The sequence below is a fragment of the Deinococcus sp. Leaf326 genome (assembly GCF_001424185.1).
Lineage (GTDB): Bacteria > Deinococcota > Deinococci > Deinococcales > Deinococcaceae > Deinococcus.
Map to the genome: position 1 here is coordinate 57,657 of NZ_LMOM01000012.1, position 22,151 is coordinate 79,807.

The 22,151-nt window shown below is 68.0% G+C and carries 17 protein-coding genes and 3 tRNA genes; 7 read left to right on the forward strand and 13 right to left on the reverse strand.

Annotation, left to right across the window (positions count from 1 at the left end; genetic code table 11):
- Positions 1–148: 148 nt before the first annotated feature.
- From ASF71_RS04685 to ASF71_RS04715, 7 genes are all read right to left on the reverse strand, one after another.
- Positions 149–841 carry a GntR family transcriptional regulator gene (locus tag ASF71_RS04685; protein ID WP_056295796.1) on the reverse strand — a complete coding sequence of 231 codons (693 nt, stop codon included), beginning with the start codon at positions 839–841 and terminating at the stop codon, positions 149–151.
- A gap of 234 nt (positions 842–1,075) precedes the next feature.
- Positions 1,076–2,086, reverse strand: coding sequence for a GTP 3',8-cyclase MoaA (gene moaA, locus ASF71_RS04690; RefSeq protein ID WP_056295800.1), 1,011 nt, complete (start codon positions 2,084–2,086; stop codon positions 1,076–1,078).
- A 91-nt stretch (positions 2,087–2,177) separates the two neighbouring features.
- Positions 2,178–5,123 (reverse strand): insulinase family protein, encoded by a 2,946-nt coding sequence (locus ASF71_RS04695; protein WP_056295803.1) that lies wholly within the window; start codon positions 5,121–5,123, stop codon positions 2,178–2,180.
- 90 nt (positions 5,124–5,213) lie between these two features.
- Positions 5,214–8,189, reverse strand: a complete 2,976-nt coding sequence (locus ASF71_RS04700) for a transglutaminaseTgpA domain-containing protein (RefSeq protein WP_056295806.1) — start codon at positions 8,187–8,189, stop codon at positions 5,214–5,216.
- 1 nt (position 8,190) lies between these two features.
- Positions 8,191–9,183: an AAA family ATPase gene (locus tag ASF71_RS04705; protein ID WP_369814955.1), complete on the reverse strand. Its 993-nt coding sequence runs from the start codon at positions 9,181–9,183 to the stop codon at positions 8,191–8,193.
- Positions 9,184–9,246: 63 nt separating this feature from the next.
- Complete coding sequence (locus tag ASF71_RS04710) at positions 9,247–9,669, reverse strand: VanZ family protein (RefSeq protein ID WP_235514132.1); 423 nt, start codon at positions 9,667–9,669, stop codon at positions 9,247–9,249.
- Positions 9,666–10,121, reverse strand: coding sequence for a VOC family protein (locus tag ASF71_RS04715; RefSeq protein ID WP_056295809.1), 456 nt, complete (start codon positions 10,119–10,121; stop codon positions 9,666–9,668). The genes ASF71_RS04710 and ASF71_RS04715 overlap by 4 nt, the downstream gene beginning before the upstream one ends.
- Positions 10,122–10,194: 73 nt before the next feature.
- Here ASF71_RS04715 and plsY point away from each other — a divergent pair, with 73 nt between their 5' ends.
- Positions 10,195–10,809: a glycerol-3-phosphate 1-O-acyltransferase PlsY gene (gene plsY, locus ASF71_RS04720; protein ID WP_056295812.1), complete on the forward strand. Its 615-nt coding sequence runs from the start codon at positions 10,195–10,197 to the stop codon at positions 10,807–10,809.
- A 70-nt stretch (positions 10,810–10,879) separates the two neighbouring features.
- Here plsY and ASF71_RS04725 read toward each other — a convergent pair whose 3' ends face one another.
- The 3 genes from ASF71_RS04725 to ASF71_RS04735 all read right to left on the reverse strand — a co-directional run bounded on the left by ASF71_RS04725 (position 10,880) and on the right by ASF71_RS04735 (position 13,773).
- Positions 10,880–11,752: an ABC transporter permease gene (locus ASF71_RS04725; RefSeq protein WP_056295815.1), complete on the reverse strand. Its 873-nt coding sequence runs from the start codon at positions 11,750–11,752 to the stop codon at positions 10,880–10,882.
- A complete protein-coding gene (locus tag ASF71_RS04730; protein ID WP_056295818.1) occupies positions 11,745–12,707 on the reverse strand; it encodes an ABC transporter ATP-binding protein in 963 nt (320 codons plus the stop codon). The genes ASF71_RS04725 and ASF71_RS04730 overlap by 8 nt, the downstream gene beginning before the upstream one ends.
- Positions 12,708–12,828: 121 nt before the next feature.
- Positions 12,829–13,773: an aldo/keto reductase family protein gene (locus tag ASF71_RS04735; protein ID WP_056295821.1), complete on the reverse strand. Its 945-nt coding sequence runs from the start codon at positions 13,771–13,773 to the stop codon at positions 12,829–12,831.
- Between the two features lie 121 nt (positions 13,774–13,894).
- Between ASF71_RS04735 and ASF71_RS04740 the strand changes: the two genes are divergently transcribed.
- The 3 genes from ASF71_RS04740 to ASF71_RS04750 all read left to right on the forward strand — a co-directional run bounded on the left by ASF71_RS04740 (position 13,895) and on the right by ASF71_RS04750 (position 14,178).
- A tRNA-Pro gene (locus tag ASF71_RS04740) sits at positions 13,895–13,971 on the forward strand.
- A gap of 18 nt (positions 13,972–13,989) precedes the next feature.
- Positions 13,990–14,063, forward strand: a tRNA-Gly gene (locus ASF71_RS04745).
- Between the two features lie 38 nt (positions 14,064–14,101).
- Positions 14,102–14,178: transfer RNA gene (locus ASF71_RS04750), tRNA-Arg, on the forward strand.
- A 203-nt stretch (positions 14,179–14,381) separates the two neighbouring features.
- Here the strand turns inward: ASF71_RS04750 and ASF71_RS22305 are convergent.
- Entirely contained in the window at positions 14,382–15,140 is a 759-nt protein-coding gene (locus tag ASF71_RS22305; RefSeq protein ID WP_162243081.1) for an SGNH/GDSL hydrolase family protein, read from the reverse strand.
- 491 nt (positions 15,141–15,631) lie between these two features.
- Between ASF71_RS22305 and ASF71_RS22310 the strand changes: the two genes are divergently transcribed.
- Both ASF71_RS22310 and ASF71_RS04755 read left to right on the forward strand, forming a co-directional pair.
- Positions 15,632–16,765, forward strand: a complete 1,134-nt coding sequence (locus ASF71_RS22310) for an acyltransferase (RefSeq protein WP_162243082.1) — start codon at positions 15,632–15,634, stop codon at positions 16,763–16,765.
- A gap of 341 nt (positions 16,766–17,106) precedes the next feature.
- The gene (locus tag ASF71_RS04755; RefSeq protein WP_056295825.1) at positions 17,107–19,314 is read left to right on the forward strand and encodes an EAL domain-containing protein; all 2,208 of its coding nucleotides are present in this window, start codon (positions 17,107–17,109) and stop codon (positions 19,312–19,314) included.
- A gap of 55 nt (positions 19,315–19,369) precedes the next feature.
- On the opposite strand, the gene ASF71_RS22315 is transcribed toward ASF71_RS04755, so the two are convergent.
- Positions 19,370–19,573 carry a hypothetical protein gene (locus ASF71_RS22315; protein WP_082505532.1) on the reverse strand — a complete coding sequence of 68 codons (204 nt, stop codon included), beginning with the start codon at positions 19,571–19,573 and terminating at the stop codon, positions 19,370–19,372.
- A complete protein-coding gene (locus tag ASF71_RS04760) occupies positions 19,570–21,525 on the reverse strand; it encodes a phosphodiester glycosidase family protein (RefSeq protein WP_235514133.1) in 1,956 nt (651 codons plus the stop codon). Before ASF71_RS04760 ends, ASF71_RS22315 begins: the two co-directional genes overlap by 4 nt.
- A 116-nt stretch (positions 21,526–21,641) precedes the next feature.
- Between ASF71_RS04760 and ASF71_RS04765 the strand changes: the two genes are divergently transcribed.
- The gene (locus ASF71_RS04765) at positions 21,642–22,127 is read left to right on the forward strand and encodes a roadblock/LC7 domain-containing protein (protein WP_056295827.1); all 486 of its coding nucleotides are present in this window, start codon (positions 21,642–21,644) and stop codon (positions 22,125–22,127) included.
- Positions 22,128–22,151 lie beyond the last annotated feature (24 nt).

Below are 22,151 nucleotides of genomic sequence, written 5' to 3' on the forward strand. Positions count from 1 at the left end.
ACGGGCCGGTGATGGCCCGCCGTCACAGTGCCTTCCAGAGTAAGCAGCGGCGGCCCACCTTGCCGCCGCCGTTCATTATGGAAACGTTACCAGTTGGGGCCGGACCCTGGCCCATTCTCAGGGTTTGCGCCGGAAGGGCTCCGGAGAATCAGGGCTCGAAGCTGTCCTGGAAGGCGTAGCGGTCGCCGCGCACCCAGTAGTTGACGTAGCTCGCGCGCTTGGGGCCGCTGTAGGTCGTGCGGCGCAGGAGGAAGGCGGCGGTGCCCAGGGGCACGCGCAACAGGTCGGCTTCCTCCTGGCGCAGGTTGACGGCTTCGAGGTTCTGCTCGACGCGTTGCAGGGGCACGCCCATGGTGATCATCGTCTCGTGGATGCTCTCGACGCTCAGGTTGTGGTCGAGCAGGCCCGGCACGAGCGAGGCGTTGATGTAGCGCTTCTCGATGACCAGGGCCTCGTCGCCTGCCATACGCAGGCGGTGGACGAACACCACCGGATCGCCCGGCTGAATCTGCAGCACGATGGCGATCTCGGGCGTCGCCTCGATCTGCATGGCGCGCAGGACGGTCGTGCGGTGGTCGGGGTGGCGCGCCCATTCCTTGAAGGGCCGCACGCGGAACATGCCCTGCCGGAAGCGTTTGCCGGTCGGAAAGGTGCCGGCCCCCTGGACGCGGTAGACGTAGCCTTCGCGTTCCAGTTCGTCGATGGCGCGCCGGGCGGTCATCCGCGAAACCTCGAATTCGCGGGCAAGCTGCGGTTCGCTGGGCAGCGGCAGCCCTTCGGCATAGTGACCCCCCAGCAGGCGGTCTTTCAGAGTGGTCTTGATGAGCGGGTACTTCGCCATGCATCCCTCCGGGCGGTCCGCTGGCAGGCGGCGCTTCTCACCATTCTAAAGATAGTGTGAAGAGTACACAAGGTCAGGCGGCCGGGCGTCACGGGGTTAGGAACAGCTTCGGCGGGAAAGTGGCGGCTGGAGCGCCTTCCGAGGCCGCTCCGTGGGCCCGTCGCCTCTGCTTGCAGCGCGAACTCAATAGGTCGGCTCCCGGTTCGGGGCCTGTTCCCACCGGAAAACGCCCGCTCAGCCCCCGATGTGCGACATCTCGACCTTGGCCCCCGCGCCCGCCCGCGTGACCTCGCCGCGTTCCTCGCTGTAGCGGTCGCGCCGCGCCCCCCAGACCCCCGCCACGAGGTCCCGCAGGTCGGCGTCGGTGGCTCCGGCCCGCAGCGGCGCGCGCAGGTCGGTGCCGCTGCCGGCGAACAGGCAGGTATACAGCGCCCCCACCGCCGAGAGCCGCGCGCGCGAGCAGTCGCCGCAGAAGGGCGCCGTGACCGACGAGATCAGCCCGACCTCGTGCCCCTGGGTACCGACGTGCCGGGCCGCGACCTCACCGCGGTAGTTGGCGCCCAGCGCCGTAAAGTCTGCCGTCCCCGCCTCGCCGCCCAGGCGCGCGAGCACCTCGCCCGAGGGCACCACGGCGTCCATGTTCCAGCCGTTGTGGTTGCCCACGTCCATGAACTCGATGAACCGCAGCGGCGCGAGGTCCCGCAGCGCGAGCCACAGCGCCCGCAGCCCCTCGTCGTTCACGCCGCGCTGCACCACCGTGTTGATCTTGACCCCCAGGCCCGCCGTCAGCGCCGCCTCAATGCCTGCCACGACCTTCTGCGGGTGCTGGCCCAGGCCGTTCATCCGCCCGAAGACCTCGGGGTCCAGGCTGTCGATACTGACGGTCACGCGGTCCAGCCCCGCCGCCTTCAGGTCGGCGGCGAAGCGCGGCAGCAGCAGGCCGTTGGTGGTCATGGCGATGTCCTGCACGCCGCCGATGCGGGCCAGGCGGGTCACGAGGTCCGGCAGGTCGCGCCGCAGGGTCGGCTCGCCTCCGGTCAGGCGGAGCTTGCGCACGCCGAGGTCCACGAAGGTACGCGCCAGACGCTCTATTTCCTCGAAACTCAGCAGCTCGGCGCGGGGCAAGAAGGCGTAGTCGGGCCCGAACACCTCGGCGGGCATGCAGTAGGTGCAGCGCAGGTTGCAGCGGTCGGTCACACTGATCCGCAAATCCCGCAGGGGCCGCCCCAACTGATCCGTCAACACGCCCCAACCATAGCGGCTGGGGCGTGTTTCGGGAGCGGCGCGGCTTGCATTTGCCTTCACGGCCAGGCGCGCCGGCGCTGCCCGGAGCGGATCAGACCTTCTCGACCTCGAACGTCAGGCCCAGGTCCTTCACGTCGGCGTTGGGGTCCCGGCCCGCCACGAGGGCGTACGCGGCGCGCCCAGGGGTCAGGTAGGTGCCGGCCACGCGGCGCAGGTCGTCCAGCGTGACCGCCAGCAACCGGGTCTTGTAGGTCTCCTGCACTTCGGGGGTGTAGCCGCTCTGGTCGCCGAAAAAGCGCAGGCGGCCCACCGTGTCGGGGCTGGTCAGGGGATCGAGGAGCTTGCTGGCCGACAATGTGGCCTCGGTCAGTTCACGCTCGCCCAGGTCGCGCGCCAGGAAGTCCCCCACAGTCCGGAAGACCTCGTAGGTGCGGGAGATGTGCGGATCGCGGTAGCTCGAGAAGCTGAACACCCCCGTGCGGGTATCGAACCCGGCCGCCGCGCCGTAGGCCCCGCCCTTCTCGCGGATCTCGGGCAGCAGGTACTCGGCGCGCAGCAGGCGTGAGAGCACGAGCAGCGCCGGACTGTCGGGGTGCGTGTAGGGCACGGTGGGGTAGGCCAGCGCATTGAAGGCGACCGGCGAATCGGTCAGGCGGGCCTGCGGCGTGTGCGCGGGCAGGGGCGGCGCCGGGCGCCCGACCGCTGCGCCGTCCGTGAACAGGTCCGTGATGGGCGTGAGGTCCAGGCTCAGGTCGCCGGGCAGCGCGGTCAGGCACAGTAGTGGCTGGCCCCGCAGGATCAGGTCGCGCAGCTCCCCGAACCGGGCCAGCAGGGCGTCGAGGCGGTCGTCGAGCGATTCGGGTTGGCCCTCGCCCCCTTCCACGATGGCCTTCAGGTTCGCCAGCAGGCTCAGGCCGCCCAGACGCTCGTCGGTCGCGGCCGAGAGGTTCACCTGCGCCGACGCGAGCCGGTCGGCATAGGCGTTGCCCGAGCTGACGACGCTGGCCTTGAGCCCCGAGAGGCGCTGCTCCAGCAGCTGCCGCAGCCGCTCCCGCGTCAGTTCGGGCTGGGCGATCACGTCGCGCAGCAGCGACACGAGCTCGCCGCCGTTGCGCGCCAGCGCCTTGCCGCTGAAGGTCAGGGCGAGGCGGACCCGGCCCAGGTCGTCGGGGGCCGTGCCCACCGCCGCGCCGGCGCCGATCCCGCCCGTGACCGCTTCGGCGCGGCGGGCCAGGGCCACATAGTCCTGCCCGGCGGCGCCGCCGCGCGTGACCGTGTAGGCGTACAGCGGCAGCACGTCGAGCAGCTCTCCCAGTTCGGGCAGGCGCACCTGCACGTCAAGGTAATCCAGGCCGCCGGTGGGCTGTGGGACCCGGCCCACGAGCGCGCGCCCGGCCTGCTCGGTGGCGTACTCGGGCCGCGCCACCCCGGCGGGTACGTCGGCCAGCGTCAGCGTGGGCAGCACGTTGGGGTCGCTCTCCTGGCCCTGAAGCGACTGGAGTTGCAGGCTCTCGCGCACGATGCGGGCGCGGTCCTCTTCGGTGAAGTCGGCGCTCAGGCGCCCGACCAGTTCACGCTCGCTCTGCTCGGTGCGGGCAGCGAGCTCGGGGTCGGGGGTCACGTTCAGGGTCACGCGGTGGGGGTTGTCCAGCAGTCCCTCCTCGATCATCGTCTCGAACACGCGCTGGCCGGCGGTCAGGTCGGCGCGCAGGCGGCCGAGTTCGGCGTCCAGGCGCAGGCCGGTGACCGGATCGCCGCCGTAGAGCCAGGGTCCCAGCAGCCGGAACATGACCTGGAGGCCGTAGGGGTAGCCGCTGTTGCTGACCTCCTTCTGCGCGATCTCGAACTGGTGCAGGCTGCTCTCGATGAGGGCCGGGTCCAGCCCCGAGTCGGCGATCTGGCGCAGGGTGGCGAGCACGAGCGCCTCGACCTCGTCGGCCTTGCCGGCACTCAGGCCTTTGAGACCCGCCGCGAAGGCCCCCTCGCGGAAGGAATCGCGGTAGCCCGAGAGATCGGCCAGCGCCGAGCCCAGACCCGAGTCGATCAGGGGCCGGGTCAGCGGCGCGCCTGCGTTGCCCAGCAGCACGTCGCTCAGCACGCTCCAGCGCAGGTTCAGGTCGGGGTCGCTGCTGCGCCCCAGTTTCCAGGCGACCAGGGCCTGCGCGCCGCGTTCGGTGTCGCTGCCGGGGTACACCACGTCCATGTGGCGCGGGGCGCTGAAGGCCGGCTGGTCGGGAATGCTCACGTCCAGCGTCTGGGCCGGGAACTGTGACATCACCTGGTCCTCGACACGCTCCAGCACGTGCTCCAGGCTCTGGTTGCCGTAGCTGTAGAAGTACGCGTTGCTGGGGTGGTAGTGCGCGGCGTGGAAGGCCCGCAGGGCCTCGTAGGTCAGCTCGGGAATGTGCTCGGGCGAACCGCCGCTGTTGTTGGCGTAGGTTAGGTCGGGGTACAGCGCCTGCCCCAGCGAGCGCCACATCACTGAGCCTGCCGAGGCCATCGCGCCCTTCATCTCGTTGTATACGACGCCCTGGAGCTTGAGGGGGGTGGTGGGGTCGTCGGGCGTCTCGAACTCGAAGCGGTGGCCGTCCTGCCGGAAGCTCTCGTAGCGCAGCAGCGGAAAGAAGGTCGCGTCGAGGTACACCGACAGCAGGTTGTCGTAGTCCTGCACGTTGCGCGTGCTGAACGGGTAGGTGGTCCAGTCGCTGGCCGTCATGGCGTTCATGAAGGTGTTCAGCGAGCGCGGCAGCATCGAGAAGAAGGGGTCGGGCACCGGGTACTTGCGGCTGCCCATCAGGACGGTGTGTTCCAGGATGTGCGCCACGCCCGTGCTGTCCCTGGGGACGGTCGGGAAGGTCACGCCGAAGGCGAGGTTGTCGTCCTCGCGGGCGACGTGGGCGTGCCGGGCACCGTTCTCGTGGCGCAGCAGGACGAGCGTGCCCGACATCTCCGGCAGGGCCTGGACGCGTTCTACGGTGTAACGCCCCAGCGTGTCGCCCACGCTGGGCAGGCGGTGGGTGGTGGGTGTGGCGGTCATGTCCGGCAGGATAGCGCCGCCGGACAGGGAGAATGGGGGCAAAAAAAGGGTTGTGGGCCGGGCATGAGGTCGGAAAAAAGGGCGTGCCGGTCAGCGGGGCCGGCGCACCTGCCGCACCCGGTCGCGGAGCCCGCGCACTCCGGCGGGGTCGCTGCCGGCGCGGCCGTAGCGCAGGCGGTTGTACTCGGCGGCGACGGCGCGCAACTCGGCTGCCAGCGCCGGAAACTGCTCGCCGGCCCGCGCGGCGTAGGCGGTGGGGGTCTCGCCCGGAAGCTGGGGCAGGCCCAGGCGCGTGCCGAGGTCGTGCAGGCTGCGCGCGAGGGGATCGCGGGGGCGGGCAGCGCGCCGGGCGAGCATTAGTCCCGGCAGCACGGCCAGGACGGCCAGGGCCGCGAGGGCCAGCAGGTAGGGGGCCGACCCGACCCCGCCCACCCCCAGGCGGGCGAGCAGAGTGCGCTGCTGGGTGCCGTCGTAGCCCGCGACCCAGGTGTTCCAGCTGTTTTGCAGGGCGTCCACGCGCAGCAGAGCGCGGGCCAGTGGGCCGGGCGGCCGGGCGGCGGTCGCCTGGGGCTGCGTCAGGGCCGTGCCCAGATCGGTGCGGATGCGGGCGGGGGCCACCACGGCGGTCGGGTCCACCCGCACCCAGCCCTGCCCCGCGAGCCAGACCTCGGCCCAGGCGTGGGCGTCCTGCTGGCGCACGGTCAGGTAGCCGCCGTCGGGGTTCACCTCGCCGCCCTGGTAGCCCCCCACGATGCGCGCCGGCACGCCCGCCGCCCGCATCAGGAAGGTGAAGGCGCTGGCAAAATGCTCGCAGAAGCCCACGCGGCTGCTGGACAAGAAGGCGTCGATGCGGTTCTGCTCGGGCAGCGTGGGCGGGTTGAGGCTGTAGCTGAAGCCCGTGCGGAACACGCCGAGTCCCGCCTGCACGCGCTGCGCGGGCGCGAGGCTGCGCCAGCCCTGCGCCAGGGCCAGGGCGCGCGGGTTCTGGCCGGGCGGTAGTTGCAGGTTCAGATTCAGACGCCGCTCGTCTTCGTTCAACCCCAGGCGGGCGGCCTGCTGCGTGAAGGTGTAGCGAGTACGCCGCGTGGGGGGCGGATAGGCCGCCGCCTGAAACGCGCTCGTGAAGTAGGTGCCGCGCGGCTGCGTGACCGGCGAGTCCAGCGCAAGCAGCCAGGGCTTGCCGCTGGGCTCCAGTGTGATGCTGTAGCTGCGGGTGGGGCCACTGACCGCAATGGGCGCAGTATTGAAAAAGGCCCGCAGCTGCGTCCAGCGCAGGCCGTCGTACAGCTCGTACACCGGGCCGCGCCAGTAGCGTTCCTCGGGACCGGGCACCGTGCCCGTGAAGTCGGCCCGGAAGGCCACCTCCCGGCTCTGGGCGAGGTTGCTGAACTCGCCCGCGCTGATGCTGTCAGCCAGTCCGGTCTGCGCGCCCTGCTGGATGGGCAGTTGCCACAGCGGCCCGTCCGGGCGCGGAAACAGCGCGAAGAGCAGCCCGGCCAGCGGCGCGGCGAGGAGCATCATCTGCCCGGCGCGGCGCAGGCCGGTCGCAGGTGCGGGCGCAGCGTCATCGGCCGCGCGGTCCTCGCCGTCCTCCAGGGTCCAGCCGCCCAGCGCGGCGAGCAGGGCCGCCGTCGCCAGCAGGGCGTGCAGCGCGGTCAGGGGTCCCTGATCGTGGAAGAAGTGGGTGCTCGTCAGGAACAGGCCCAGCAGGGAGAGCAGCCGGGCGTCGCGCCGGGTATGCGTCTCGGCCGCCTTGAGGACGACGAGCAGCCCCAGCAGCGCTGTGCCCGCGTCCTGCCCCAGCAGCGTCCCGTAGACAGCGTTCAGGCCCAGCGCGCCCAGAACGGCGACCAGGGCCAGCGCGGCGGCCGGGACCCCCGGAAGGCGCCGTGGACCGGCTGCCCCCTGGTCCTGGCCTGCCCGCAGCGCCGCGTACCCCAGCCCTGCCGCCAGCAGCGCCGTGAGCCATACCGGCTGGCGCAGCACCCCCGGCAGCAGCGCGACGGCCAGTGCCAGCAGCGAGAAGCGCAGCGGCCCAGCCGGCAGGATCTCGCGGCGAGCGGGGGAGAGCAGGGTGCGCCGCACCGGAGCGAGTGTGGGCAGGGTCGGGGGCGTCCCGAAGGCCGAGAGTGCCCCCAGGGCCGCCGCCACCTGCGCCTCGCCCGCCGCCGCCGCGAGGACCGTGCCGGGCAGCGAGAAGGAGAAGGCGTCGCCCTGCGCGCGCGCCGCGAGCACCCAGGCGCACAGCCGCGAGAGCCGCGCCTCGGGGTCAGGGAGCCCGGCAGTCGCGGCCCAGTCCAGGGCCGGGGCCTGCCCGGCCGGGGCGTCATACTCGCGGGTCAGCAGCGCTCCGGTCCGGGCGGCGTGGCGCCACGACACGAGCCGGGGGGCGTCGCCCGCCTGGTAGGGCCGCAGCCCGGCGAGGTCGTCCTGGCCCGCCGCGCGCCGCCCGGTCTCGGCGTGCCCGGCGGCGAACAGGGTGGGCGGCGCAGGGGGCTGGGCCTCGGCTGCGGGGGCCACCCACAGCCGCACCTCGCCGGGACCGGTGTCGGGGGTCAGGGGCAGGTCGGCGGTCCACAGGCCCAGGGGGTCCAGGCCGCTCAGGCGCCAGGCTTCCAGGCTCAGGGTGCCGCGCCGAGGGGCGGGCAGCGTCAGACCCAGGCCGCCCGCCGCCGCGCTGACCGGGGCGGCGGCGCTCAGGGGGTGGGTCTGTTCGCCCTGCCGGGCCCGCATGCGCAGGCGCAGCGCGCCGCCCTGCATCGCCTCCAGCGTCCGGCCCTCCCGCGAGAGCGGCACCCGGAAGGTGAGGGGACGCCCGGCCAGCGCGGGGACATGTTCGGGGACCGGCGGCCCCACCCGTACCCCGCGCACCGCCCGCAGGGCCTGCGCCGCGCCGATGACCCACACGCCGCCGAGCAGAAAGGTCAGGCCGTAGCCCAGGCTCAGACCGTAGTTCACGCACCCGATCAGGGTCAGGACCACGAGCACCAGAAAGAGGGTCCCCAGTCGCGTCGGGCGCAGGGTGGGCGTGGGGGGCCGGGCGGTGGAGGGGCGCGGAGCCGTCATTTCAGGGAAGGGGCGTGTCGCGCAGCAGGTCCGCCATGATGGCCTCCACGCCGCCCGCACCCGGCGCGCCGCGCAGCGGCAGGCGGTGCCCGGCCAGCGCGGGAAAGACCGCCTGCACGTCCTCGGGCAGTGCGGCGTCGCGGCCCTCCAGGTAGGTCCAGGCCTTCGTGACGGCCAGCAGTGCCAGCAGCGCGCGGGGGCTGAGGCCCGTGCCCAGCGCCGGGTGCTCGCGGGTGGCGCGCGCCAGCAGCTGCAGGTAGTCGAGCAGCGGGCCGGCGGCGTACACCCGGTCCACCTCCGCCTGTGCGGCGAGCAGCGTGGCCGGGTCCAGCACGGCCGGCAGGTCGCGCACGCTCTGGCTACGGCCCCCGGTTTCGAGCAGGATGCGCTCGGCCTGCGCGCCGGGGTACCCCAGCGTGACCGTCAGCAGGAAGCGGTCGAGCTGCGCCTCGGGCAGCGGCGAGGTGCCCACGAAGGCGCCCGGGTTCTGGGTGGCGATCACGAAAAAGGGGTCCGGCAGCGCCCGGGTCACGCCGCCCTCGCTGACCTGGCGCTCCTCCATCGCTTCGAGCAGCGCCGACTGCGTGCGCGGCGTCGCGCGGTTGATCTCGTCGGCCAGCAGCACCTGCGAGAACACCGGCCCCGGCTGGAACCGGAAGCTGCCGCTCGCCGCGTCCCAGATGCTTACGCCCAGCAGGTCGGCCGGCAGCAGGTCGCTGGTGAACTGCACGCGCCGGAACCCCAGCCCCAGCGTGCGCGCCAGCGCCTGTGCCAGTGTGGTCTTGCCGACCCCCGGCTGGTCCTCGATGAGCAGGTGCCCGCGCGCCAGCACGCACGCCATGCTCAGGCGCACCTGCGTAGACTTGCCCAGGATGACGCGGTCGAGTTGGGCCAGCGCCCGCCCCACGGCGGCGTGCAGGCTGGCCGGGTGCAGGTCGGCCGCAGTCGGGCCAGCGGGCGCCGGATCGGGCAGAAGGGGGACGGCGCGGCTCATCTGCGCACTCTAGGGGCACGTCCCTGACAGAACTGCCACATGCGCGGCAGGATGGAGAAACGCTCAGGAGCGCGGGCCGGCCCCCTCATCTCCGTGCGGGACGCGCCGCCGGGCCGCCCGTTTCAGGCAGGCCTGCCCGGCCAGCCACGCGCCCAGGCCGCTGCCCGCCAGGTCGAACCACCAGTCGGTGATGCCGGCTTCCCGGCCAGGCACGAAGGCCTGGTGAATCTCATCGGCGGCGCCCCACCATGCGGCGAGCATCCAGGCCAGGACGGGGAGACCGGTCGCGCGGCCCAGCGCGTAGCCCAGGGCGAGGTAGCTCAGGAAATGCGCGCCCCAGTCGAGGGGATGGTGCAGGGGCGGCCCCGGCGTGTCGGCCAAGCTGCTCAGGACCCAGATGGCCCCGGCGACCGCCAGCGCGGGGACCCACCAGCCGGGCGCGGCGCAGTGGGCCGGGGGCCGGGTCGGCAGGCGGCGGGAACTCAACCCCCGTCCGGGCCTTCGGCGTGGGGATGCTCGACGAGTTCGATCAAGGTGCCCTGGCCCCAGCGCGGGTGCAGGAAGGCGACCCGCGTGCCCGCCCGCCCGGCCGCTGCGGGTCCCAGAAAGGGCGCGCCCAGGGCGCTCAGGCGCGCGACCTCGGCGTCCAGGCTGGGCACGCGGTAGGCCGTGTGGTGCAGCCCTGGCCCCCGGCGTTCCAGGAAAGCCGCGACCGGGCTGTCCGGGCGGGTGGGGGCCAGGAGCTCGATCAGGGTCTCGCCCACCCGGAAGGCCCGCACGCGCACGCCTTGGTGCGCCACATCCTCGTCGTCGCCCTCGGCGCGCAGCCCCAGCGCGAGGTAGGGCGCCGAGCCGGTGTCGAGGTCGGGCGTGGCGATGCCCAGGTGGTCGAGAAGTTGGGGGCCGAGAAGCGCGGAGCCGGGCGAGGAGGCGGACATGTCGCCCGGCAGCCTAGAGCATCCCGGACGCCGTCTGGAGGCGGTGCAAGGTGGGTGTGCCACAATTGCAGGCGTGTCCCTGTTTGCCGTGCTCGCGGTCGTGATCGCCTATGTCATAGGAGCCGTGCCCGCCGCGGCGTGGGTGGCCCGCTCGCGCGGCGTGGACATCCGGCAGGTGGGCAGCGGCAACAGCGGGGCGACCAACGTGCTGCGCTCGCTCGGCAAGGGCCCGGCGCTGGCCGTGGCGGTCTTCGACATCCTCAAGGGCGTGCTGGCCGTCGTGATCGCCCGCGCGCTGCACCTCGACGAACCGGTGGCGGCGCTGTGCGGGGTGGCCGCCGTGGTGGGCCACAACTTTAGTCCCTTCCTGGGGTTCCGGGGGGGCAAGGGTGTGGCGACCAGTTTCGGCGTCATCGCGGTGCTTGACCCGTTGGCGGGCGCGGGCGTGGCCGTCATCGCCATCTTCTGCATGTGGCTCACGCGTTTTGTCAGTGCGGGCAGCATCATCGGGGCGCTCGCGGCGGTGGTCCTGAGCCTGTGTCTCGAGCGGCCGCTGTGGCTCTCGCTGGTCGTCGCCGTGCTGGCCGGGCTGCTCATCTGGCAGCACCGCGACAATGTGGGCCGCCTCACTGCCGGCACCGAGCGCCGTCTGGGTGACCAGCCGACCGAGAAGAAGGTCTTGAACTAACCGGCAGGCCGACCGAAAAGAGGTGGACGCCAGGAATCGGGTGTCCACCTCTTTTCACGGTCCTCTGCGGCTAGAGGTCGCGGCGGCTGAAGCGCCACATGGCCGCGCCGACGGCCAGCAGGGTCAGGGCGGCCGCCCACACGATCAGGCCGGTGGGGGTGGTCGCGCTGCCGATGAAGGGATTGGTGCCGCGCGCCGCCGCGCCGAGCTGGCGCAGGATGTCGGGTTGCAGGTGGTAGCTGGCGCCCAGCCACAGGGCGTTGGTGGGCATCAGGGCGTTGGCGAAGCGCCCCAGCGTGGCCAGGGTCGGGCTGTCGGCCACCGTGCCGATGCTGCCCAGGATGCCCCCCGTGAAGCCCACCCCATACAGCACGAACACCCCGATGCCGTTGGCGAGTGTGGTGAACAGCGTGCTGCCCAGCACCGTCAGGCCAGTGAGCAGCGTGACCGAGAGCAGGATCAGGCCCACGGCCGGCAGCGGCTCGGGGGGCAGGTAGCCGGTGATGGCGTAGATGCCCCCCAGGATGGCGGCGCTGAGCAGGGCGACGTAGCCCACGTTGACCACCGTGAAACCCAGCCAGCGCCCCAGCACCAGCCCGGCGCGGCCCACCGGACGGGCGAGGACGCTCTGCATCACGCCGTTTTCGATATCGCCGCTGACCGCCGAGACGGTCGCCAGCACCGACATCAGCGCGCCCAGAAAGAACACGAGGTACATCCCGAAGAGGGTGGCGTACATGACCCCGGCGTTGCTCAGTGAGTTCAGGCTGCGGCCGTCGAGCCCGGCGGCGGCCGCCCGGTCGTCGAGTTGCGCGTCCAGCCGGTACACCCCGTACAGGTAGAAGCCCACGAACAGCGCGCTGAGAATGAGCAGCACGCTCACCAGCCGCTTGCGGGTCGCTTCGCGCAGCGAGAGTTCGGCGATGAGCAGGGCGCTACGCACGGTGGGCCTCCTGGGGGCGCTGGGTCTCTGGCTGACGGGGCGCGTCCTCGATGAGTTCGAGGAACATGGTCTCCAGGTCGGGGCGTCGCGGCGTCAGGGCGTACAGCCGCGCGCCGCTGGCGTGGACAGCGTCGGCCACCGCCGGCACCCCGTCCTCCTTGTCCAGCCACAGCTCGATGCCCACGCGGCCGGGCAGGGCCGTGTCTATGTGCCGCACCTCGCCCAGCCGCGCCAGCCGCGCCTCCAGGCCGTCGGGTAGGCGGTCGAGACGCAGGTCCACCGGGACCACCCCGCCCATGAGTTCGCGCATGGTGCCGCCGCGCAGCACGCGCCCCTGCTTGACGAAGGCCACACGGTCGCACACCTGTTCGACTTCCGACAGCAGGTGCGAGTTCAGGAACACCGCGACCCCCTGCCCCCGCAGCGACTCGATGATCTCGCGCACCTCGACCCGCCCGATGGGGTCCAGGGCACTCGTCGGCTCGTCCAGAAAGACCAGTTTAGGCCGCGCCAGGATCGCCCCGGCCAGCCCCACGCGCTGGAGCATCCCCTTCGAGTAGCCGCTCAGAGTCTCGCGCCCGCGCCCGCCCAGGCCCACCGTCTCCAGCACCTGCGGAACGCGTGTGCGTCGCTCGGCTGCCGAGAGACCGGCGAGCCGTCCATGAAAGTTCAGAAATTCCTCGCCAGTCATCCAGGTCTGAAACCGGAACTGCTCGGGCAGGAACCCCAGGCGGGCCCGCACGTCCGGGTCGGCCGGGGAACCGCCCAGCACGCGCAACTCGCCGCCGCTGGGCAGGACCAGCCCCAGCAGCATCTTGACCGTGGTGCTCTTGCCCGCGCCGTTGGGGCCGAGAAAGCCGAAGACCTCGCCCTCGCCGACCGTCAGGTTCAGGCCGTCCACCACCGCCCGGCCCCGGTATACCTTGCGCAGTTCGCGCGTCTCGATGGCATTCACCCGGCCAGCATAGGCGGCGCGGGCACCCCTGCCGTGCACCGAAGGTTGCAGTCGCCGTCTCACCCGCCCCGGTACACAGAAACCGGAAGCCGCAGCCTCCGGTTTCAATGCCTGCCTGTGCTCAGCGCTTGAGGATGTCCTCGATCTTCTGGATGTCGCCTTCGCTCAGGCGTACGCCCGCCGCCTTGACGGTGTCCTCGATCTGCGAGACCTTGGTGGCCCCGGTGATGACGCTGCTCACGCCCTTCTGACGCAGGATCCAGGCCAGGGCGAGCTGCGCACGGGTAATGCCTAGCCCGTCGGCGATGGGCTTGAGGTCGCGCACCTTGGCGATGTTCTCGTCGGTCAGGAAGTTCTTGCCCCAGTTGTCCTTCTCGGTGAGGCGCGCGCCTTCGGGCTTGCCCTCGTCGTACTTGCCGGTCAGCAGGCCCATCGCCAGCGGGCTCCAGACGACCAGGCCCACGCCCGCGCTCTCGGTGTAGGGCAGAATTTCGCCCTCGACACGCTCGCGGCGGATCATCGAGTATTCGGGCTGCTCGGTCACCGGGGAGTGCAGCCCGTGCGCCTTGGCGAACTCAACCGCCTGGGCGATGCGGGCAGCGGGCCACATCGAGGTGCCCCAGTACAGCGCCTTGCCGTCGCGGATGATTTGGTCGAAGGCCATCACGATCTCTTCCATCGGCACGTCGGGGTCGTAGCGGTGCGCGAAGTAGATGTCGAGGTAGTCGGTGCCCAGGCGCTTAAGGCTGCCGTCGATGCTTTCGAGCACGTGCTTGCGCGACAGGCCGCGGTCGTTGACGTGGTCGCTCATCGGCCAGAAGACCTTGCTGGAGATGACCAGGGTGTGGCGGGGGAACTCGCGCAGCACAGTGCCCATGAGCTCTTCGGACTTGCCGCGCGCGTATACGTCGGCCTGGTCGAAGAAGTTGACGCCCAGGTCATATGCCCTGGTCACGATCTCGCGCACCATCTGGCCTTCGTTCACGTTGACGCCGTACGTTTCCCAGCCGCCCAGGGCGACTTCACTGACCTTCAGACCGCTTTTGCCGAGGTTCCTGTATTCCATGGCGGCTACTTTAACTCTTAAAGCGTGAGACGGCCGTCAGATTGGGCACTGATGAAGGCTGACCGGCGTCTGGGCACCCCCGGCCCCGGCTCTGCTATAGTTTGTCCCGCGAGAGCCATGCCGAGGCGTAGCGCAGGCCGGTAGCGCACTTGGTTTGGGACCAAGGGGTCGCAGGTTCGAATCCTGTCGCCTCGACCACAGTGGCTCTCCATCTATGCGGGATTGGTGTAGTGGTAGCACAGCAGCCTTCCAAGCTTCTGGCCTCGGTTCGAATCCGTGATCCCGCTCCAGAATCAAGGAGGCTCCCCAGGTGGGAGCTTTTTTGTCCGCACCCTTAGCTCAGCTGGATAGAGCAACCGCCTTCTAAGCGGTCGGTCGTAGGTTCGAGTCCTACAGGGTGCGCCACTAGCACGACAAATCCCCCGGTCTAGTACCGGGGGATCGTGTTTGTAGATGAAATGTGTAGCAATGCTTGGGGTTCAAGTGCCTGCCTATACACCACACCGAATAGAGAGAAGTTATCCACAGGAGCTTGTGGATAACTTCTCTCTATTGCTGAGATCGCTGCAGAAAAGGCCAATATCTACCCCAGAACAGAAGCGTACTTCTCAGCCCAATCCGAAGACTCGACGCAACGTACAAGTGGTCACCAATCGATACCCCTCATCATTTGCATGCAACAGATCGTCCGCAAAGTATGTCTTAGCCACATCTATTCCCTGGTCCCGAAGCGTATTAAAGAGGGAATAGCGATCAATAACACCAATACCTTTCCTAATAGCCTCATCCTTGTTGATTTGATCTATTGTCTTCGTCAAAGTGGACGATGTGAGGCCCGCAGTGCCAGCATATTGATTACTCATTAGCACAGCGTTTAAATTATGCTCGCTCAAATCTTCAAGGGCCTTTTTAATTTCATCTCGATATACGTCCGTATCCCGGCTCTGTATTGCGTCATTCATTCCCGCCTGTAGGATGACTAGATCAGGATTTACCCAATACACGTCTCTGGGAAAACGTGCAATCGTCTGCATTAAGTTTTGTCCCCCTATGCCAGCGTTAATGACCTTGAGTGTCACTCCAGGCAGTGAGGTAGAGAGGGTGTGATCTAAGCGATTGAGGAAATTGTATTGGGGTGCGGAAGCTCCCACACCTTCCATGCTGCTGCTGCCGATGCCGACGATAGTGAATGTCTTGCGTTCCTGCGCTTGTCCCAAAAATGTAGTCTTCGTTACTGGGCACGCCCTGCCGAGAGCGATTTCTTCAGGTGTATTGACATGAATTGCTGCCGCAGACGTGGCTTCGACAGAAGTCTGTTGACAACTGGTCAGTAAAAGGAGGAGACAGGGCAGTTTGGAACGCAGCATAGATTCCATTGTGGTGAGGAAAACCTCACTGTCCTCTGACTACAAGGCTACTGCCCTACTGAACGACCTCCGAAATATTCTTACAAAACTCTGACAAGAAATTCTGGCTTTTATGCGCACTCGTAGAAAAGTCTGACAAATCTTCGCGGGCAACATCTGACCTAAAAAATTAGCGTTCTAGACGTCACAAATAGTGAATATCGGTCAGTTATGACGACTGGAACTGCTAGGATGAGTAAGAATTCATGAAGGCTATTATCCCCCATCGGGTGGGTTTTCAGACCCTCCGTGTAATTTTGCTGTCTTGCACGGGATGGAGGAGACATTGGCGTATTAAGAGACATATGCTGATTCTGGTAGATATTTTTGTTAGCGCGCACACCGTAGATTGGCACTTGGCAATTATTTGTCAGGTCGATATCAAATAAATATCTCAATCTGCACAGCAGCCATGAAATGTTTATATAGAGATTTCTTGAAGTGGAGGAATTGTGATTAGATTGGCATGGATAGATTACTGGAGAATTGCAGCAACGTTTTATATAACCTTGTATCACACTGTGTTAATGTTTAAAAGTAACGGTAAAACAGTTTCGGATGTTTTAGAACTTGTATCAGGTAAAGGATATCTAGGCACATCGTTTTTTATGGTTTTAAGTGGTTTTATCATAACCTTGATTTACAAGAATAAGATAGGAAGTTTAAGAGAGAATCACCGGTTTTGGCGTTCAAGATTTGCCAGAGTTGCTCCCGGCTACATTCTACTCGTTTCAGCAGTAGTTCTGAAGAGCTATTTTATAGATAGGGACTGGAATCTTAGTTTGGGGGATATTCTAGATACTATTGGTAATATAACCCTCATAAACTCCTTTCTGCCCAACGCACAACTGTACTTACCCCAAGCCTGGACCCTTGGTGTCCTAATACTTTTCTATGCAATTTTCCCTTATATGTGTAATAAATTAGAAGTTTATCCAAAGAAAAAATTGATAAATATAGCTTTGATAACCTGGGTGGCCTATTTGATAATCCCTATATTATATCTGCTGATCACTAACGAAGGTCCAGTCGGACCATTTTATCAAGAGCCAGTTATATTTAATTACATTCACACTTTCCCTCTTCTGAGGGTTGTGGAACCCTGTCTTGGAATGCTAACAGCATTGTATCTAACAAAGTATCAAAAGTCAGAGTTTAAGTTCCATAGCTATATGTATTGGATTTCCTGTCTTGCTTTAGGTGGCTTCTTCTTTATCCCTAACGAAACTATATTTTTTCCAGTCTTGCACAATGGACTTCCTATTCCCCTGCTTCTGATAATACTTATCACTCGATATCGTGTTTCTCAGTACAGGATAGAGGCACTAGCCGGCCAGTCTGTAAAAACCTTGGCGGATGCGACGCTTGGCGTGTACCTGTCTCATATGTCACTTTTAGCTTTACTAAAGCATTTCAGTATAAATAATTTTCCTAATGACTTATCTGTTTTTTTAAGTGTCATTTTAGTAGTGGTAATGGGGCTTATGATGCAAAGTTGGGTTTTTCGGCCTCTGGGTGACCGGTTGGTAAAATGGATGAGTCGCAGAAGATTCGATTCCAATACGGCAGCCTCGATTGGCGACTGAGGTATTTCAGTCTGACCTGCTTCATTCGACGGTTTTCTACAACCTTTCTCTTGCCATGTCAGAGAAAGGTTGTTCTTAGCAAACGAAAAGCACCCTGCTCGGCATCTGCCAAGGCGGGGCGTTTCGTGCAGGCTTACTTCTTGACCTGATTCAGGGCGAGGGGCGACACGGCGTTCATGCTCCCCCAGTCCCCCACTGGGGGAGTTCGCCTGCCGGCCCTCCTTCTGGGCAAGCCTGCACCGCCGCGCCTGTGCCGGGCGGTATCTTGACGGCGTACGCTGCCCGGACCGGGCGACGAGAGCCCCGCCGTCAAGGAGCCGACCAGAGCCATGAGGACGCAAGTGCCCCGCCCCCACCTGAGTACCGATCTGGAGCTTGGTCTCCAGGAGGTGCTGGACCTGCTGCGGGAACGCCGCGTGCTGTTCTGGCACGCCGATGTCGGGGACCCCAGCGTCATGATGTATATCGACGACGCCCACCTGGGCAAGTGGAACGCCGGTGTGCTGTGGGCAGGGCTGTCACCCGAGGACGGCGCGCTGCTCGACGCTTCTCTGCGGCAGGTCGTGGAGAAGGGCGGCTGTTTCGATGTGGAATACCCCCTGACCTACGCGCCGGGCGAGCAGCGCTGGTGCCACTTCAGCGGGTTTTGCCCCCCGCCCGAGATGCAGATGGGCGGCGGCCCCACGCGCCTGATGGGACTGATGCGGGACGTGACGGCCCAGACCACGAGTTACGCGCGCTCGCTGGAACAGGCGGCCCTGCTGCGCGGCCTGTGCGAGCAGAGCATGGTGGGCATCGCCATCAAGGACCTCGACGGGCGCTTCATCCTGAACAACACTGCCCTGAACAGCTACACCGACCATCCCGCGGGCAGCGACGACCTGACCGGCCAAGACAGTGGGGCGCTGTTCTCGCCGGAGTTGATGGACCTCGTGGAGCGGCTCGACCGGGAAGCTCTGGAGACCGGACAGGTGGCGGTGGGCGAGATCGACCTCGAACTGGGAGGCCGCCCCATGAGCCTGCGGATGAGCAAACAGCCCTTCTGGCGCGGCGGCGAGGTGGTCGGCACGGTAAGTTTCACGACCGACGTGACAGAGCGGCGCGTGCTCGAGCGCCGGCTGCTGGAGCATTCGGCCGAACTGGAGGCTCGGGTGCGCGAGCGTACGGCCGAGCTGCAGGCCATCAACGACCGCCTGCACCACGCCGCCACGCACGACGTGCTCACCGGTCTGCCCAACCGCGCCCAGCTTCAGCAGTGGTTCGCCGAGAGACGCGCTGACTGGCCGCCGCGCGGGACCGTCCTGCCCGGCGAGGCCCAGGGGGGGCTGCCCCTGCTGACCCTGCTGATGGTCGATCTCGACCACTTCAAGCGCATCAACGACCGCTTCGGGCACGGCGGCGGCGACCTGCTGCTGCAACAGCTCGCCGCGCGGCTGCGGCGCGGGCTGCCCCCCGGCGCGGCGCTATGCCGCCTGAGCGGCGACGAGTTCGTGGTCCTGCTCGGCGGCGTGTCGCCCACGCAGGCGCGTCAGCTCGCTGAGGCGCTGCTCACCGAACTCCTGCGGCCCTTCACGCTGGGAGGGCGGGCCGTGCAGGTGGGGCTGAGCATCGGCGTGACCCATGCCTGGACGGCCGAGAGCGACCTGCGCGACCTGCTCGACGAGGCCGACATGGCGATGTACACCGGCAAGCGCAGCGGGCGCGGCGGCGTGCGCGTCTTCGAGCCCTGGATGCGGGCCCGTCAGTCGCTGCTTCAGGACCTCGAGGACGACCTGCCCGGCGCGGCCGAGCGCGGTGAGCTGTCGGTGGTGTTCCAGCCGGTCGTGTCGCTGGCCGTAGGGGGTCCGGACGGCGGCGAGGTGCCGGGGGTCGAGGCCCTGGTCCGCTGGCAGCACCCCCGGCACGGCCTGATCCAGCCCGACGAGTTCATCTCGATGGCCGAGGCCCAGGGCTGCGTCACGGCCATTGACCTGTGGGTGCTGCGCGAGGCGGCGCGGCAGGTCTGGCCTCTGATCCGGTCGGGGCAGGTCCGGACCCTGGCGGTGAATTTCTCGGCGCAGCATTTCGCGGGGGCCGGATTTCCGGGGCAACTGCGCGCCACGCTGGAGGAAACAGGGTTGCCCCCGAGTGCCCTGGTCGTCGAGATCACCGAGAGCCTGTTCATGGATGACCACCGCCGCGCCAACGTCTTGCTGCGCGACCTGCTGCGCGACGGCGTGGGGGTCGCCGCCGACGACTTCGGCCGGGGCTACTCCTCGCTCGCCAAGTTGCAGCACCTCCCGCTCTCGATGCTCAAGGTGGACCGCGCCTTCGTGGCGACCTCGGCGCAGTTTCCGGGCATCGTCCGGTCCATCGTCGAGATGGCGCGCAGCCTCAACCTGGCCGTCGTGGCCGAGGGCATCGAGACGGGGGCGCAGCTTGACGCCCTGCGCGACCTGGGCTGCGGCTACGGCCAGGGCTACCACCTCGCCCGGCCGATGGACGCGCCCGCGCTGAGTGCCTGGCTCGCCGCGCGCCCCGCGCCTCTGGCCCTGACAGATCCTGCCTGAACAGACCCGGCCGGCGAACGCGGCCGGCTTTTCCGCTTCCCTGCGAGGGCTGGAGTCAGCCCAGACGGTGCCACAGGACCAGGCCCCACAGCAGCAGCAGCAAGACGAGCGCGATGCGCAGCGCCACGCTGAACCACCCGAAGGCGTGTCGGCGTCGTTTCGCCCGGCCGGTGACCGGAGCCCTGGCAGCCGCCGACCGGGGAACAGGAGGTCTGGAGGCCGCGTGTCCAGGCGCAGGGCGCCGGCGGGTCCGGCTCAAGGCGCCCGGCCGGCCGGAGCCGCCGTGGCCGAGGGACCACGTGGTACGAAGACCACGGCGTTGGGCACGTTCTGGCCCCAGACCGTATTGAGGTAGCCGCCCAGATTGCCGTAGCCGCCGGTGACATAGGCCGCCGCACTGCTGCCGCTGTCCATGCGCACCGCGTCGCGCACGCCCGAGGCCGCCAGCGCCGCCGCGAAGGCCTCGGGCGTGCCGTGCTCGAAGTAGGCGATGGTGGGCTGCCCGCCCAAGGTTCCCAGCGCCACCTGCCGGGTCGCGCGCCAGATGCCGGCAGAGGTGTTGAACTGCTCCTTGGCCGGGTTCAGCGCCACCTGACCGCCCTGCACGAGCAGCGGGCCGGCACTCAGCGCGTCCTGCGCGCTGTCCCAGGGGGCGTCCTCGGCGCGCCAGGCCAGCGCGGCGTTCAGGGTGGCCCCGGCGGCGCGCGGCAGCTGCGGGTAGCGCGCCGGGTCGAAGGTCAGGGCCAGCGTGCCGGTCGGCGGCGTGACCCGGCCGCTCAGCGCCGAGGTGACCGCACCCGCACCGGGGACGACATACAGGGTGGTCAGGCTGTCGGCCCCGACCACCGTGTGCCCGTCGCCCACGAAAGCCGTCAGCAGCTCGGGGCGCGGCCGGGAGCCGACCGTATTTACGGTGACGCTGCCGAAGGGGCCGCTCAGGACATAGCGTGGCCGGGGATACCCGACCAGGGTGGTGCCCGCTGCGGTGAATCCCACCGTGGCACGCTTTTCCAGGCTGGGGGCAGTCATCAGCCCGCCCGACACCACCAGATCGACCGGCAGGGCAGTCGCGGGGTCGAAGTAGCCGCCGTTGACTCCGGCGATTCCGCGCACGCTGCCCACCAGCGCCGAGAGGCCCAGGGCGCGGCCGGACGGCGCACTCACCACGCGCGGCTGGTACAGCGCCGGGTCGAAGCTCAGGAGGTGCAGGTAGCCGCGGTTACGGTAGGTCACGCCCGGCGGCAGGCCCTCGGGGTCGATGGGCGGGGGCACGCGGGTGTCGAGCTGCGTCGCCGTGTCGATCACCACGCGCGCCGGGTTGTCGAGCGTGAAGACCTCGCTGCTGCCCCCACCCGTGTTCAGGCGCACGGCCACGCCGCCGCTGCCGGGGGTCACGAGCAGCGTGTCACCCGACCCCAGCGTCTGGTTGACGGCCGTGGCCGTGACCCCCGCGAAGTTCAGGCTCAGGCCGGCGCGGTCGCGTGTGACCGTGTACGCAGCGGCCGAGCTGAGTTCCAGCACGACCCGCTGCACCTCCACGTTACGGTGCAGCTCGCGGCCTATGCGCACGGTGGACAGGGCCACCGGGAGCGCGCCCTGGGCCGGCGGCAGGGGAGTAGAGACTGGCGGCGTGGCGGCAGTCTGCGCCGGAGTGACCGGTACGGCCGCCGCCGGAGGAGTGGGCGCGGGGCTGGTCGCCGCCGGTCTGACCGGGGTAGGTGCAGGGACCGCAGGTGCCGGGGCGGTCGCTAGGTCGGGCGAGGGCGGCAGGGTTGCGGCCGGAACCAAGGCCGGGGCGGCGAAGTCCAGTACGTCGGGAGCCTCGCCCAGCACGCGCACGCCCAGGGCCCGCAGGGCGGCCAGAGGCACGTACAGGCTGCCGTTCACAGTCTGCGGGGCACTCAGGCCCGCGGGCACCCGCAGACCGACCGCGCGCCAGCCGCCGGCCTGGCCGTTGCCGCCCGGTGCGTACCGCAGCTCGCGGGCGCCGTACAACAGGCGCAGGTCGCGCGGATCGTTGCGGACGCTCACGCCCAGGCGCGGCAGGGTCCACACCGCCAGCGCCTCACCGCCCGCGAGCTGACGTGAGTCCACCACCGGCGCCTGCGCCACGCCGCCGATGGCGACCGTGCGGGCCTGCGCCGAGCCCAGCAGTCCCAGCACCAGCGCCGCGAGCGCCGCACTTCCTTTTCTCTTGCCGCCTGCCTTCACGCGGGCGAGTGTATCCGCACGGGCGGCGGCGGCGGGTGAGTCGGGGGGCGGCCAGGAAGCACAGAGGCGGGCGCGTCAGAGGTTTGTGCGACGGAGGACCGTACAGTTGGGGAGCCATGATTGAGCCTTCGCTTGACCTTTACGGCGACGCGTTCGCCCGGGTGGACCAGCACCTTGAAGAACTGCTGGCCGCCACCGGAGTCCGCTATTGCCTGCTTGTCGACCGCAAGGGCTTCGTGCTTTCGCACAAAGAAGCCCTGTGGGCGCCCCGCCCGCCCGCGCTCGATAGCGTCGCTACGCTGGTCGCCAGTAATGCCGCCGCGACCGCCGCGCTGGCGAACATGCTGGGCGAACGCACTTTCTCCGAACAGACCCACCAGGGCGAGAACGGCACGCTGTACGTGGAATCGGTCGGGGATCAGGCGCTGCTGACCCTGATCTTCGACAGCAGCGTGGCCCTGGGCAAGGTCAAGGTGTACACCCGCAAGACCATTCCCAAGCTCGGGGAGATTCTCGACGAACTGGCCGACGCGCCCCAGCCGGAACTGGGCGACGACTTTTCCAAGGGGGCCAGCGCGCTGCTCGATGACCTCCTGGGTTAAGCGCTCCCTTGTTGTCCGCCCAGT

Bases quoted from the DNA above. Each gene is read 5' to 3' on its own strand.
- ASF71_RS04700 (WP_056295806.1), bottom strand. From the start codon at position 8,189: ATGACGGCTCCGCGCCCCTCCACCGCCCGGCCCCCCACGCCCACCCTG.
- ASF71_RS22305 (WP_162243081.1), bottom strand. From the start codon at position 15,140: ATGCTGCGTTCCAAACTGCCCTGTCTCCTCCTTTTACTGACCAGTTGT.
- ASF71_RS04735 (WP_056295821.1), bottom strand. From the start codon at position 13,773: ATGGAATACAGGAACCTCGGCAAAAGCGGTCTGAAGGTCAGTGAAGTC.
- ASF71_RS04695 (WP_056295803.1), bottom strand. From the start codon at position 5,123: ATGACCGCCACACCCACCACCCACCGCCTGCCCAGCGTGGGCGACACG.
- ASF71_RS04715 (WP_056295809.1), bottom strand. From the start codon at position 10,121: ATGTCCGCCTCCTCGCCCGGCTCCGCGCTTCTCGGCCCCCAACTTCTC.
- ASF71_RS04705 (WP_369814955.1), bottom strand. From the start codon at position 9,183: ATGAGCCGCGCCGTCCCCCTTCTGCCCGATCCGGCGCCCGCTGGCCCG.
- ASF71_RS04685 (WP_056295796.1), bottom strand. From the start codon at position 841: ATGGCGAAGTACCCGCTCATCAAGACCACTCTGAAAGACCGCCTGCTG.
- ASF71_RS04765 (WP_056295827.1), top strand. From the start codon at position 21,642: ATGATTGAGCCTTCGCTTGACCTTTACGGCGACGCGTTCGCCCGGGTG.